Origin of the sequence: Paenibacillus assamensis DSM 18201 (assembly GCF_000422445.1) — a bacterium.
Taxonomy (GTDB): Bacteria; Bacillota; Bacilli; order Paenibacillales; family Paenibacillaceae; genus Paenibacillus_B; species Paenibacillus_B assamensis.
Genome location: NZ_AULU01000003.1, coordinates 547,997 through 561,480 on the forward strand (window position 1 = coordinate 547,997; position 13,484 = coordinate 561,480).

Consider the following 13,484-nt stretch of genomic DNA (forward strand, 5'->3'; position numbering starts at 1 on the left):
TATATCGGTAATTCGACAAAAATGTATAGAAGACCTTTCCATCCATTTTACAATATGTAACACTTTATAATTGATTTCTTCCTTCGGTTGTTGGTTGAACAGCTAGCCCTCTCTTACAGCAGGCCGGAACGTAGATACACCCACTCCGAGAAAAATAATCGTGAACAGCAGTAACACACCTATCGGCAGCAGAACAGCCTCCAAAGCAGCTCCCGCTTCCAACTTATCAATGGCATCCAATACCCAACGCTGAGGGACATAGTAGGATATGCGCTGCATATACGGCTCCATAATATAGACCGGCCAGAAGCAACCACCTATCATACATGTAGGTACAATAATTCCATAGCCAACCTGTGTAAATCGCTTCATATCCGTCAAGAAGGCGCTAACCATACATAGAGCCCCAAGTATCGCTAACAAATACAATTCCAATAATAGAAATTGTTCTCCAATTGAAGTAGCGATACGAGAACCTAAGAGGAGATGGACAATACCCAATACAATCGATATCTGTATCGTCCCGTTCGCAAATGCCCCCATAAAATAACCGAAAGAAATTTCCGCATTCCTTACTGGCGCTGCATAGGCACGAAGCATCGTACGATTGTGCCTATCTTCGATCATGACACTCACTGCCTGTAGTGCATTCATAAAAATAAACATTAGGAAGATGCCCATCGCCATTCGCATAGATACGGAAGAGGCTGATTTGCTCGATTCAATCTTCAGTACAGGCCTTTCTTGTAAATATTGTTCATAGCGCGTCGCCATTTGGTCTGGAGCTAACTTCTTGCCCTGCTCCAATCGCTCCATATCAGACAGAAACAATTGCTGCTCTTGTACAAACTGTTCAACTGCGAGCTTTACAAGTGCGGACTGCTCACTCAAACTTTTTTGATACATCTCGACTTGAGGAGCTGCTCTTCCCAACAAGGATTCACTATAGGAAGCAGGAATAAATATACCGAAGCCTGATTTCTCGGCACTCTGCTTCATCTCGGCATGATTAGCTGCTAATACGACTTCAAATCGCTCATCTAATTGATTTTTCAACTGTTTGCTCCATACAGACTGGTCTTCATCATACCAGACAACGACAGGCACGATATTCGTTATCGTTATGACCATCATAAATACTACGACTACAGTAGGCAGAACGAAAGTGAGCCACCATGCGCGTTTGTTCACTAACATTCGATGGATGTAAAACTGTGCAATTTTCAGCGCACTCATCGCACTACCGCCTTTCGTACGAAAATAAGAGAAAATGTACATAGCACACAAGCAATTCCTGCTAGTACGCTTAACCCGAACCACATTTCACTCCAACCCTCACCCTTCATTACACCCGTCAACAGCTCCATTCCCCAGTATGAAATCGTAAAGCTGCCCACACTGTGTTGTACGGCCGGTATCGCAAAAAAACCTCCACTTACTGCCGTCATAAATACAATGACCGTTTCAAGAAACGTTTTCATCGCTTGCTGGGATTTGAACCAAGTTGCCGCGATCAATCCTAAGCTCAAGGAACACGTTAACACGAGCGCGCATACTACGAGCGTCACTAGTGTCGAGTATCCCCAATCCACCCCATATACAATAGATGAAAATCCAATAATAAATGCAGACTGAAGCATGCCAAAAAGGAAATGGCCCAACATTCTACCGCCTACGAAATCAACCATACGTATGGGCGAAGCCACTGTGCGGTGCAAGGTTTGATTAAGGCGATCATGATACAAGGACTCTGCAAGCCCTCGCCCTGTATACAACGAGAACATGACTAGCATCGCGACAGCATAATACTGAATGGCAGTTACCATTTTCGTATTAGACGAGTTTACCTTAACGATCGCTGCCTCAGCAGTTGGAGAAGCAAACACTTCTACTGCCCTAAGCTCTTCCAGTTGGGCGGGATCAACCCCACGTTTCATGGCTGCTATCGTTTTGCCTACTTCAGCATTAAAGGAATCGATCAGCGTTTCCATCGTTAGGTTGGTGATCGTTAGCGTACCTTGAACAGCTGTAATTGAGATTGGTTCCAATCCCTCTGAGAGGGAAGGGAGGATAATGCCATACTCAACGATCTGACTTTTGACATCGCGTCTCAGTTCTTCTTCCGTCTCATATCGCTGAAACAATGCATATTTCTTCACTTTTGCATGCTCAGCCCAATCCTCGAATGCTTGCTGCAGCGGACTATTTTCACCTACTACAACACCAGCGTGTACTTGATCTACCTCAACATCCGATTGCTTGAACATATTCATCCCAGACAAGGAGGAACCTAGTACAAATATTAAGATTAGCGGCATAATGAAAATAACAAAAATAATGCTTTTTTGAGAAAAGTTCATTCGAATCTCATGAAGAGCAATCGTTAACCAACGCATCTGTATCCCCCTAGTCACGCAGCTGGCGCCCTGTCAGAGTAAGGAACAACGTCTCCAAGCTTGGCTGCTCACGCCTAATGGTACGGACAGGAACTGCATGTTTGCTTAAAATGAACAAAATATCCTGCAAGCTCTCTTCCCCATGCGGCAGTATTAATTCTAAAGAGGTTCCCTGCTCTGTCACTTGCAGAACAGACGGATGACGCTTAAGCTCAAGCACAGCCTCCCGTACCTGCTGATCAGAAACAGGGAAAAATTCAACCCGGACTTTATCATCAGAGCCAATCTGCTGCCTCAATTCTTCCTCTGTACCCTGTGCAATAAGTCGGCCTTCGTTCATAATGCCAATCCGTGTGGAGATCGCGGATACTTCCTCCATATAGTGACTTGTATATATAATCGTAGATCCGTCTTCATTTAATTTGCGGACAGACTCTAAAATATGATTACGGGAATGCGGGTCAATTCCTACCGTTGGCTCATCCATAATAATGATGCGCGGACGATGTGCAATCGCACAGGCAATGTTAAGTCGCCGCTTCATCCCACCCGAGTAAGAAGCGGGCTTATCATATTGCCGCTCTGTTAATCCTACTCTAGCCAAAGCCTCATCTGTCTGCTCTTGAAGCTGCTTACCTTTAAGCCCATACAATTTCCCGAAGAATAGTACATTATCTCGCGCAGAAATTTGCTCATACAGAGCTAAATCTTGGGGAACTAAGCCGAGACTGGCCTTTGTACGCAGCGGAGAGTTCTTAACGGAATGACCAGCTACCCAAATATCGCCTTGATCAATCGGAAGCAAACCGACGATCATTTGAATCGTAGTGCTTTTTCCTGCACCATTTGGACCGAGCAATCCATAAATTTCTCCCTCTTCAAGCTGAAAGCTCAAATGATCTACGGCTACATGCTGATTAAATCGTTTTAGTATTTGGTCCACTTTTAATATGCTCAACGTCTACTCCTCCTGATCATGGCTAATGTCTCTACTCGTCCCTTTCATCGTACTCGGATGTACTAATCGTACGTTGATTTCCCTACCTAAGCAGGTCAAAATGGTCACTTTCTAACCATGACTAAAGTCATAAATTGAAAGGAGAGCAGACATGTTTGTGGTATAATTATCCACGGAGGTGAGCGAACAGTGTTGAAACGTCACATTACGATCCTCATTCAGTTCATACTTACTATCGTCACTTCAATTGCTGCGCTCTATACCGATAACGCAATTGTTTGGTTGAGCGATCAAGAAGCGTTCTTCTTCTATGTATTCCTCTACTTGGGCTTGTCCCAAATCAGACAAATGTGGATACCGTCTCACTGGATAAAGCTTGGCTTTATGCTCGAACTTATCTATACCTTATTTTTGATATATACGTTTTCCGCGCTACTGGTCTTTTTATTTATCGCCACATGGATTACGGCACCAAAGTCATGGCCCCCTTCCCTGTTAGCAAAAGGGTTTATCGTATCATGGATCGGACTGTTGGCTGCCCTTAGCGATTATTCATGGACGGATATCATTCAGTTCAATTTGATAGCTGCTGTAATAGGGATTCTTTTATATGGCTTGAGGCAGTACGAATGGGAAAAGCAGCATTTAATTTTGCAAAATGACCTGCTCCGCCAGCAAGTGTATGAACTTCAGCAGTCTAACCATGACATGATTCATTACGCACGAGCTATAGAAGAAATGAGTCAGGCGGAGGAACGAAGCCGAATCGCACATGACCTGCATGACGAATTGGGGCACCAATTTATTCGTCTCAAAATGATGATGGATGCTTCTGTTGAAGTTTCCACATCCAATCAAGAACAAGCATTCAAACTGTTCACTGAAGTTCGTTCGCAGCTTACAGCTTGCATGGAACTGATGCGTTCAACGGTAAAGAGGCTGAAGCCCTCTGATCATCGGCTTCATTCCTATTCCTTAGAGCGACTCCAGCAGGAATACGCAAATGCTAAGTTCCATGTCGCTTATGAGGTAAATGGAATACCTTATGTGCTGTATCCCAGCGTAGAAATAGCCCTATATCGCAATGCCCGTGAAGCTTTGACGAATGCCATTCGCCACGGCGCTGCTTCTAAAGCATCTATTGTTCTGAACTATGAGCACAACCAAGTCGTATTACAAGTATCCAATAATGGACAGCTACCGTTAACGCCTATTCAAAATGGGATCGGAATTCGAGGCATGCAAGATAGAGCCCATACCCTGGGCGGACATATCGAGGTCATATTGAAGCCTGTGTTCTGCATACAAACAAGTTTACCTATCCGGCATAAGTACATAGATTAGTGCTTTCAAATTGAGATTGAAACGAATGTTTACTCTGCTTCCATTCTAGGAGCATATGCTGCTCTCTTCATCACGAAGACAGAACAAGCTGGAAAATAGGGGGTGCCGTGATGAGTATTCGATTAATGATCTGCGATGATGATGTGTTTATACGTGAAAGCTTGAAGCTAATCTGTCAGCTCCAGCCAGATTTTGCAGTCATCCATACTTGTGGTAGCGGCCATGAAGCAGCAGCGTTGGTTGCTGAAGAGCCTGTAGATGTGGTATTAATGGATATGAGGATGCCAAATGGCGATGGTGTAGAAGGAACCCGTCTCGTCAAGCAGCTGTGCCCAGCTGCGAAAGTGCTTATTTTGACCACTTTCGATGATGAACAGCATATTGTCGATGCACTGCGGCATGGTGCAAGTGGTTATTTGCTCAAAAATAGCGAGCCATCACGCCTTATGGAGGCCATACGTACCGTACATAGCGGGTCGGTTCTTATGGATTCATCCGTCGCACTTAAACTCGCACACTTGTTACGTCATTCCGATAGTGGAACATCGGCATCAGCACCTGTACCGCAGTCAAATGTGCCTGAACAGCCTAAGTGGGAGTTGTATCCTGTAAATGCTTCTGAACAAGCTATTATCCAGCATATTGCGAACGGCTTGTCCAATCGTGAGATCGCTTCTACCTTATTTTTAAGTGAAGGAACGATCAAAAATTATGTCACCGAAATACTGGCGAAATTGGAGCTTCGCGACCGAACACAACTAGCCATTTGGTACTGGAAGCAGCTAAGCCGTCACTAATCATTTACGCTATGAATACATTACTTTATTGCTGATATGAAAATTTCAGTAAATATTTTCAATATTGCTCAACTGCTTTGATTGCTTTATACTACTGTGTATATTATTTCTGTCATATGAACAACAACATTATTCAAATCCTCATCAACTCCAAAGGTGAGGTAGAGGTTGCGGATGTTAATAGTACGTGAAGGGAGACGGGAAGCGTCTACGAACTTCACTGAAAGGAACAACCGCCGAAGTCTGCAAAGTTCTAACTTCCAACATGCAGGCTGGGGCTGCTGCCGAAAGGCGCAGCACTGCCATATTCGGATTACCCGTCCGTCTATGGAGCGCTATCTTGACCAAGGGGCTAGTTGAGACGGAATATAGAGCCGTCCTAGCGATTATCGCTTAGACGGCTTTTTTATATTTTCGGAGGCAACTTGCACCTTTTCGGTCATACTATTACCTAACATCTAAGGAGTGTGCCGAACATTATGAGTAACACAAATAGTAATCAGAAATTGCAACGGCATTTAAAAACAAGACATTTAACGATGATCGCACTAGGCGGTTCAATCGGTACAGGATTATTCCTTGCAAGCGGTGGCGCAATCGCACAAGCAGGACCTGGTGGCGCACTGCTCGCTTTCACTGCTGTAGGCATTATGGTTTACTTCCTAATGACGAGTCTCGGTGAGCTCGCTACGTATATGCCAGAATCAGGCTCATTCAGCACCTATGCTTCTCGCTTTGTCGATCCAGCGCTTGGCTTCGCACTTGGCTGGAACTTCTGGTTCAACTGGGCAATTACAATCGCGTCTGAACTAGTAGCAGCTACATTAATTATTAAGTATTGGTTCCCAGATTCGAATTCGTTCTTATGGAGCTTCTTGTTCCTTGGCATTATTGTCGGGTTAAATTTATTATCCGTTAAAGGCTACGGAGAGTCGGAATACTGGTTCTCTATGATCAAGATCGGTACTGTACTTATTTTCCTAGTGGTCGGCCTACTTATGATTTTTGGCATTATGGGCGGTGAGCGTACAGGATTTATCGGATTCGATACCTTTACTACTGGAGACGCACCATTCCATGGCGGCCTACTTGCGATACTTGGCGTATTTATGGCAGCAGGGTACTCCTTCCAAGGAACAGAGCTTGTCGGTATAGCAGCTGGTGAGACTGATAATCCACGTGAAAGTGTACCAAAAGCAATTCGTCAAATTTTCTGGCGCATCTTGTTGTTCTATATTTTGGCGATTTTCGTAATCGCGATGCTTATTCCATACACAGATCCGCGTCTACTAATGGGTGATGTTACGGATATTAGTGTGAGTCCATTCACCTTGGTGTTTGAAAAAGCAGGCATTGCATTTGCAGCTTCTGTCATGAACGCGGTTATTCTTACATCCGTATTGTCCGCTGGTAACTCTGGCATGTACGCGTCCGCTCGTATCGTATACGTATTGGCACAAGAAGGAAAGGCACCACGCTTCCTTGGCAAGCTTAGTAAACGCGGTGTTCCTGTAAATGCGATTTTGCTAACAGCTTCCATCGGTATGCTCGCTTTCCTAGCTTCTTTCTTCGGAGACGGTGCTGTTTACTTCTGGCTATTGTCTGCGTCTGGTATGTGCGGCTTTATCGCTTGGCTCGGTATCGCAATCAGTCATTATCGCTTCCGCCGTGCTTATGTGAGTCAAGGACGCAAGTTGGAAGATCTCGCTTATCGCGCACGCTGGTTCCCATTCGGTCCATTGTTCGCATTTGCGCTGTGTCTAGTCGTTGTCATCGGACAAAGTCTACCGATTCTTGTCGCTGGAGACTATCATTGGCTGGATATCGCGATGCCTTATATCGGGCTTCCGTTATTCCTTACGGTATGGCTGGGCTACAAAATCAAATTTAAAACAAAAGTTATTCCATTGGATCAATGTCAGCTGGATAGCCCAGAATAACAGTTAGCTGATAGCTAATGACAGCTGATTCAAACGCTAATTCTGCATCATATACGCCGTAAGGCCGAATAAGAAAGAGCCCGCTCTCTGTCACCGACAGTAGATGCGGGCTCGATTTATTTTTTACTATTGTTATGGACCGTTCCTGACACTCGCTCAATAGTCACATTTCCGGACGAATCAGACTCGATACGAACATCACCTTCAATTTGTTCAATACGCAAGTCTCCGCTTTCATCCTCTACCGTAACATTGCCTTTTACCTGATCAATCTTTACATTGCCGCTATCATCGACAACCACTATCATTCCACTATGATTCGATATATCAATCTCGCCTGACGAATCCTCGATATTCACATTTCCTTGATTATTCGCAAGTTCAATATTTCCAGAATCATCTATGAGTGTGATATTGCCCTTCACCTTTTCGAACTTAATCTCACCTGATTCATCGGTAACTTGAACTTCGCCTTCTATGTCTTTGAGTTCCATATCTCCAGATTGGTCATTGATCACGACAGGTCCAGTAATTCCAGAAACGGTAATATTACCTGACTCATCGACAATGTCCAACTCCATATTCCGTGGCACTGTTAGCGTAATATCCATTTGGTGTAATACATTTATACCAAATGAAGATGATGACAAGGAATTAACGAACTCCGCTTCCTCTCCACGCTCGGTAAACGCCATCTTAAACTCTTCACTTGGTACATTTTCCGTACGTTTAATCTTTGCTACCGCTTCTATTTTATCGGCTTGATCGCTGCCAACTATCGTAAGATCACCCGACGGATTGCTAACCCGGAGCTTCTTAATAACCCCTGCTTCGATTTGCGCCGTTTGTTGTTCTTCAATGATCTTGTCTGTACAACCTGATGCAATCGTCATCAGAGCTGCCGTTGCCAACGCATAGCTAATGGTTTTTATCCGTGACTTACGCCGTCTGTTCAACATATCCACCCCATATTGTTTTATCTATTTCCTATTCGACGCAACTTCCAAGTTTTCCCCTTCAATATTTGAATCTAGATCATCATTTTAATTAGCTAAGTGATGTCAGCAGCACTGCAATCGCATTTACAGCGCCATGAATAATAACTGCTGGCCATATCGAATCGGTTCGCTCGTACGCCCACGCAGTAACAACACCACACAAGAAGTTGACCGGCATCGCATTATACGTGGGAATATGGACAATTGTAAAAATGAGCGAACTTAGAAAGATTCCCCAACCGATACCAAGACGATTGCGTAACCAACGATATAAGAACCCTCGATAAAAAATTTCCTCATAGATCGGTGAAATAATAGCTGCTGCTATAAATGAAATTGAAACAGCGAGTAGCGTTACATTTTGCTGCATCGCCTCTGTTTTACGATTATCATAGGAATTCCCTACTAGATGTACAGTCAGTTCCATAATGACTACACTCCCAACTAAATACAACAGCGTCCAGCCAACAATTCGCCACCAGTCCTTTGCTGGAAATGAGCGCAAGCCTACTTCACGCCAAGAAAGCTTTTGTGGGCGAAGAGCGATAAAGTACACCCCTAGTAGTAGAACAATGGCAATGGTAAGCCCCATCAATGTCCCCGAATATAATTCATTTCCGAGCCACTTTGTGTACATAGGTGCTACTACAAATTTGATAACCCCAATAATGAAGCCAAACTCTAGCAAAAGCAGTGCTGCTAACTCTTTCCATGTCCAGTTATCCTGTGTCTTCCCATTCATTACGCCGCTCTTCATGTTCCTTACTCCTTTGTCTTAAGTGATTTACATTCACTATATTGGGTGACGTAACGTCACCTGCAAGCACTTTTTTTGTAATGATTTCTGCTCCAGTTTTTAGCAAACAAAAATAGCCCGCTACCTCCAAAGAGACAACGAGCCATACTCCTACTTTTCTTCAAGTAAAAAGAAGGTAGCGTTTGTAACAAGTATATGGTTGGTTAAGCAGTCAATGGTCACGCCTTAATCCTGCTTATGCGATAGCGTTGCCTGTGGAAACTTTGCACGGTCCCATGTATGATCACGCCCAATTTCCTCATCACTGAGCAAGTAATACGTATGCAAAATACGATTGCGTTTGTCTGGCAGCGGATCATTCCATGTAGCATCCACATGATACCATTGTCCATCAAGCTGAACCATATTCCATGCATGCAGTTGCCCACCCGCATTGCCTTCAACGACACGGCTCGTTATCCCTGCATCCTCATACAACGCTTGCAATAACAAAGCATAACCTTGACAGACGGTACTTCCTACCGTAATTGCCTCATAGGCCGTGAACCTCGTCATCGTCGCATCATAAGCAAGCTGACTCACAACAAAGTCATGCAGCGTTTTCACTTTTTGCTCCTCACTCATGTCAGGTGTAACGAGCCGTTTCACTTGCTCTTTCGCATATTGACGAACCTGTTGATACTGCTCGTACGTTTCTCGATATTGAACATAGACGGATACTAATGCTCCTTTTCCAAACGATTTCCAGTGAAAGGTGTAGCGGCTAACGTTATAACGAATAAACGGATTCGAATATAAAGCATCGTTCAATACCTCGGTAAGTATCTGACTGAATTGATCAACCGATCCCTCATACTTAAATTGAATCATCGTATTCCGCTGCGCCAATCGTTCTGCAATCCAACTCTCCATCATGTGCTCATCAGATAGGTTCACGGATGAAGACTCCGCTTCAACATGCGGCCACGATATACAACTGCTCCACATCAATACGAAAATAAGTGTAGCTATCATCATACGCATACTTCGATGTACCCACTGTGAGCGATGAACCGCCCGATGCTTCAACACCCGCTGTTTTCTACTCGAACAAACAAATGGACAAGCCTTCTCTTCCTCTTGATTCATCAAGCCACCTCCACATATGGCAAGCCTTATCATAGGATGATCCATAGCTTAGCACAGTGTGTATAAGAAGACTGTCACGTTATGGAGTGCCCGCTGGTCACTCACAATTCCCCCATCTTGCAGTACTCGACAACGTCTTTCATACGTTGAGCGTATCGGAGCCCTTATGCACAACACGAAGCAAGATTAGCAGCTTGATGGTCTATAAAGAGGGCGAATAACAGAGAGCAATGACTGAAAATTAAGCCGATTCTACAAAAAAAACGTCCTCGCAGGCACACTCGTGCTTACGAAGACGTACATTTATTGGAATGATGTGGAGAAACTGCTGCTTGCTTTACATGCTGATTGAGAAAAGGCAGGACAGCCTCCCAAAATGCCGGATCCTGTTCAGAGCAGCTATGACCATTCGTATGGACGAACAAATGAGGCAATTCACAAGGTAGGTTTGTTACAATCCCTTGCAATTCGGACGGTGGAATAAACGTATCGCCCATGGAATGAATCATATATATTGGGACTCTTCCTGTACCACGTCGTTCATTGCGAAGGATCGTCTCGCGAATATTAATAGCATCGAAGTCTGCTCTATGAATTCGGGATCGTAGCAGCCAAATGCGCGGCACAAGTTGTGCCAATGGAAAAATAGGCAGTCCTCTGCGCTTCAATTCAGCAGTGATCATCGTAAATGGATTGGCCGGCATCGAATCAGTTACAATCGCTTGTACCTCTAGTCCTTCATCCAGTGCCAGCATGGCACCAAAACCTCCTAGTGAATGACCAAGGATGCCTATTCGTGCAGCATCAAGCTCTGGACGGCTATGAGCATAGCGAACCGCCGCCAGCAAATCATCACGAAACAGCAGCGCAGATGGTGCCTTCACTGCATCGCTTTCCCCATGACTTGTGACATCATAGACTATGACGGCATAACCTGCCGCTCGAAAGGGCTCCACATAACGCAGCACTCGAGCACGATTGGAAGCCCAGCCATGAGAAATAATAATGACAGGCAGAGGTTGGTTACGAAGCTCTTGCTGCCCATTGGTCGGCCAGAGCAGCCAGCCTCTTACCCATGCGCTGCCCTGAAATTCAATCGATTCATACTCTCCTGTTGGCTGTACCTCAATTGGCATTCTTCGTGGCGATTGGCTTTTGACAGACAAGCGCCAAATGACCATTAGAAAGAGAAGGAGTAATAAGACGACTGCCATGATAAACAAGCTAATGAACGGCATAACTACCTAGCCTTCTTTCGATTATATTTCACAGCAAGGGCAGCTTGGTTGCAACTATACATAATCTAGTGAACAAACCCATTTTATTTTTCACATCTTCCTCAACTACGTTAAATGACGAACCGTATTCACCCATTCAGACGCATGCTCCTCTAGCTGCTGCCAGGCTGCTGCTCGAATAAGGTCACCGCGAACGAGCTTAGAACCAAGCCCAAATGCCGACGCTCCTGCCGTCCAATATTGCTGTACATTATGCAGATTAATACCACCTGTCGCCATAAGCGGTATATGCCCGAGAGGGCCGCGTACTTCACGTATATACTCTGAACCGAGGCTGCCAAGCGGGAACAGCTTTAACACTGGAGCCCCTGCTTTCCATGCACGCACCATTTCAGTTGGAGTCAGTACGCCTGGCCATACGTCAATTCCTCGACTATGGGCTAGTTCAATCACTTTCTCATCCAAGTTCGGCGTAATTAAAAATTGCGCACCACTATCCAATGCTTCCCGCGCTGTTTCTTCATCTATAACCGTTCCAGCGCCGATAAATACATGCCCCCCGAAGCGTTCACGCCATCTGGATACGATAGCCGCAGCCCCGTCTGTATTCATCGTCACTTCCAACAATGTAATGCCACCTCGAATTAAAGCAGCAGCCGCCTCATCAGCTGCTTCTCCCGTATAACCGCGGAATATTGCAACGATGCGCTGTTGCAGCAATTCAGCTGTCGCAGCATTATGTAAATGAGGAACAGCCTTAGACATGGCAATCACGTACGGACGCTGAATTAGAGGCAGAAGCTTGTGATGAAGCAGCGGTTAGTTGGCTCCATCTTGTGCGCGCGAAGGCTGCACTCCCAATGACACCACCATCATCGATCAATTCACCTTGACGAATGTCTAACTGCTCCAAGTAACCATGATATACATGACGCTTCAACGTTTCGCGAACAGGCACAAACAATCGCTCCCCTGCCAAAGAACCACCACCGCCAATAACGAGAACATCCGGGCTGTAAGCGGTAATCGCATACGCCAATGCTTTGCCTAACACGGTACCCGTATGCTGCATAATAGATACGGCAAGTTCATCTCCTTGATCGTATGCATCCGATATGAGTGCTGCCGTCAAGCTGCCAGCTTCATAAGCTTCGCGCAGTATGCTGCTTCGACCTGCCTCCAACGCTTCTCTAGCTTGCCGAACTAAGCCAGTAGCAGACACGACAGTTTCCACACAACCGATTAACCCACAGCCGCATGGAGTAGTCTCCCCATCCATGGCGACATGCCCAATTTCACCAGCCATAAATCGATTGCCATAATACAATTCTCCGTTCGCAACTGTTGCGGCAGACATGCCCGTACCGATGGTAACACCTAGAACCACTGTGCCATCACGACCAGCACCGCTCATTGCCTCTCCATACACGTACATGCGAACATCGTTATCTATAAATACAGGAACACCCACAAGCTCCCCTAGTCGCTTGGATACTTCCACGTCTGTCCACTTCAAATTAGCTGCAAATAAAGTAATACCGCGAATGGGATCAATGAATCCAGGGCAACCCGCTCCTACCGCAATCAAACTGCTTCGCTCAATTCCGTTCTTAACTAGCAGTTCCTCAACCATCGAAGCCATCTTCTGCAATACATGCTCTTCCCCAAGCTCGGTTTCGGTCGGTCGCTTCACTTTATCAATAAGCTCATATTGCTCATTCACCAATCCGCAAACGATGTTCGTACCACCTAAATCAATACCAACCATATAACGCACGATAGCTCCCCCTCGATTATCCCAAGTTTTATGTGGTCTCCAACTTATTCCTTATTATACCACCAGCAATCTATCAATGAAGAGAATGATCTCAAATAGCAACGAAAGCTGCGAACAACACCTAGAAATAGTTCTTATTTGTATACAAATT

Annotated in this window: 12 protein-coding genes and 1 riboswitch; of the genes, 3 read left to right on the top strand and 9 right to left on the bottom strand. The window is 45.1% G+C overall.

What is annotated here, in order from left to right; genetic code table 11:
• Positions 1-102 precede the first annotated feature (102 nt).
• From H580_RS0102360 to H580_RS0102370, 3 genes are read right to left on the bottom strand one after another with little or no spacing between them, the layout of a single operon-like run.
• On the bottom strand, positions 103-1,236 hold the full coding sequence (locus tag H580_RS0102360; protein WP_028593360.1) for an ABC transporter permease: 1,134 nt from the start codon (positions 1,234-1,236) through the stop codon (positions 103-105).
• Positions 1,233-2,396, bottom strand: a complete 1,164-nt coding sequence (locus tag H580_RS0102365; protein ID WP_028593361.1) for an ABC transporter permease — start codon at positions 2,394-2,396, stop codon at positions 1,233-1,235. The genes H580_RS0102360 and H580_RS0102365 overlap by 4 nt, the downstream gene beginning before the upstream one ends.
• 10 nt (positions 2,397-2,406) lie before the next feature.
• A complete protein-coding gene (locus H580_RS0102370) occupies positions 2,407-3,354 on the bottom strand; it encodes an ABC transporter ATP-binding protein (protein ID WP_028593362.1) in 948 nt (315 codons plus the stop codon).
• Positions 3,355-3,543: 189 nt separating this feature from the next.
• Here H580_RS0102370 and H580_RS0102375 point away from each other — a divergent pair, with 189 nt between their 5' ends.
• From H580_RS0102375 to H580_RS0102390, 3 genes are all read left to right on the top strand, one after another.
• On the top strand, positions 3,544-4,698 hold the full coding sequence (locus H580_RS0102375; protein ID WP_028593363.1) for a sensor histidine kinase: 1,155 nt from the start codon (positions 3,544-3,546) through the stop codon (positions 4,696-4,698).
• A 110-nt stretch (positions 4,699-4,808) separates the two neighbouring features.
• A complete protein-coding gene (locus H580_RS0102380; RefSeq protein WP_036604308.1) occupies positions 4,809-5,495 on the top strand; it encodes a response regulator transcription factor in 687 nt (228 codons plus the stop codon).
• A gap of 154 nt (positions 5,496-5,649) precedes the next feature.
• Positions 5,650-5,841: riboswitch (Lysine riboswitch) on the top strand.
• 133 nt (positions 5,842-5,974) lie between these two features.
• On the top strand, positions 5,975-7,435 hold the full coding sequence (locus H580_RS0102390) for an amino acid permease (RefSeq protein WP_028593366.1): 1,461 nt from the start codon (positions 5,975-5,977) through the stop codon (positions 7,433-7,435).
• Positions 7,436-7,551: 116 nt separating this feature from the next.
• Here H580_RS0102390 and H580_RS0102395 read toward each other — a convergent pair whose 3' ends face one another.
• The 6 genes from H580_RS0102395 to H580_RS23095 form a co-directional block, all read right to left on the bottom strand.
• Positions 7,552-8,394, bottom strand: coding sequence for a DUF4097 family beta strand repeat-containing protein (locus H580_RS0102395; RefSeq protein ID WP_028593367.1), 843 nt, complete (start codon positions 8,392-8,394; stop codon positions 7,552-7,554).
• An 88-nt stretch (positions 8,395-8,482) separates the two neighbouring features.
• Entirely contained in the window at positions 8,483-9,190 is a 708-nt protein-coding gene (locus tag H580_RS0102400; protein WP_028593368.1) for a CPBP family intramembrane glutamic endopeptidase, read from the bottom strand.
• A gap of 225 nt (positions 9,191-9,415) precedes the next feature.
• Positions 9,416-10,318, bottom strand: a complete 903-nt coding sequence (locus H580_RS23085; protein ID WP_051217164.1) for a transglutaminase domain-containing protein — start codon at positions 10,316-10,318, stop codon at positions 9,416-9,418.
• A gap of 287 nt (positions 10,319-10,605) precedes the next feature.
• Entirely contained in the window at positions 10,606-11,556 is a 951-nt protein-coding gene (locus H580_RS23090; RefSeq protein ID WP_051217165.1) for an alpha/beta hydrolase, read from the bottom strand.
• 105 nt (positions 11,557-11,661) lie between these two features.
• Positions 11,662-12,321, bottom strand: a complete 660-nt coding sequence (locus H580_RS0102415) for a bifunctional 4-hydroxy-2-oxoglutarate aldolase/2-dehydro-3-deoxy-phosphogluconate aldolase (RefSeq protein WP_051217166.1) — start codon at positions 12,319-12,321, stop codon at positions 11,662-11,664.
• Complete coding sequence (locus tag H580_RS23095; RefSeq protein ID WP_051217167.1) at positions 12,314-13,333, bottom strand: ROK family protein; 1,020 nt, start codon at positions 13,331-13,333, stop codon at positions 12,314-12,316. Before H580_RS23095 ends, H580_RS0102415 begins: the two co-directional genes overlap by 8 nt.
• Positions 13,334-13,484 lie beyond the last annotated feature (151 nt).

Bases quoted from the DNA above. Each gene is read 5' to 3' on its own strand.
- H580_RS23090 (WP_051217165.1), bottom strand. From the start codon at position 11,556: ATGCCGTTCATTAGCTTGTTTATCATGGCAGTCGTCTTATTACTCCTT.
- H580_RS0102390 (WP_028593366.1), top strand. From the start codon at position 5,975: ATGAGTAACACAAATAGTAATCAGAAATTGCAACGGCATTTAAAAACA.
- H580_RS0102365 (WP_028593361.1), bottom strand. From the start codon at position 2,396: ATGCGTTGGTTAACGATTGCTCTTCATGAGATTCGAATGAACTTTTCT.
- H580_RS0102395 (WP_028593367.1), bottom strand. From the start codon at position 8,394: ATGTTGAACAGACGGCGTAAGTCACGGATAAAAACCATTAGCTATGCG.
- H580_RS0102380 (WP_036604308.1), top strand. From the start codon at position 4,809: ATGAGTATTCGATTAATGATCTGCGATGATGATGTGTTTATACGTGAA.
- H580_RS0102360 (WP_028593360.1), bottom strand. From the start codon at position 1,236: ATGAGTGCGCTGAAAATTGCACAGTTTTACATCCATCGAATGTTAGTG.
- H580_RS23085 (WP_051217164.1), bottom strand. From the start codon at position 10,318: ATGAATCAAGAGGAAGAGAAGGCTTGTCCATTTGTTTGTTCGAGTAGA.
- H580_RS0102400 (WP_028593368.1), bottom strand. From the start codon at position 9,190: ATGAAGAGCGGCGTAATGAATGGGAAGACACAGGATAACTGGACATGG.
- H580_RS0102415 (WP_051217166.1), bottom strand. From the start codon at position 12,321: ATGTCTAAGGCTGTTCCTCATTTACATAATGCTGCGACAGCTGAATTG.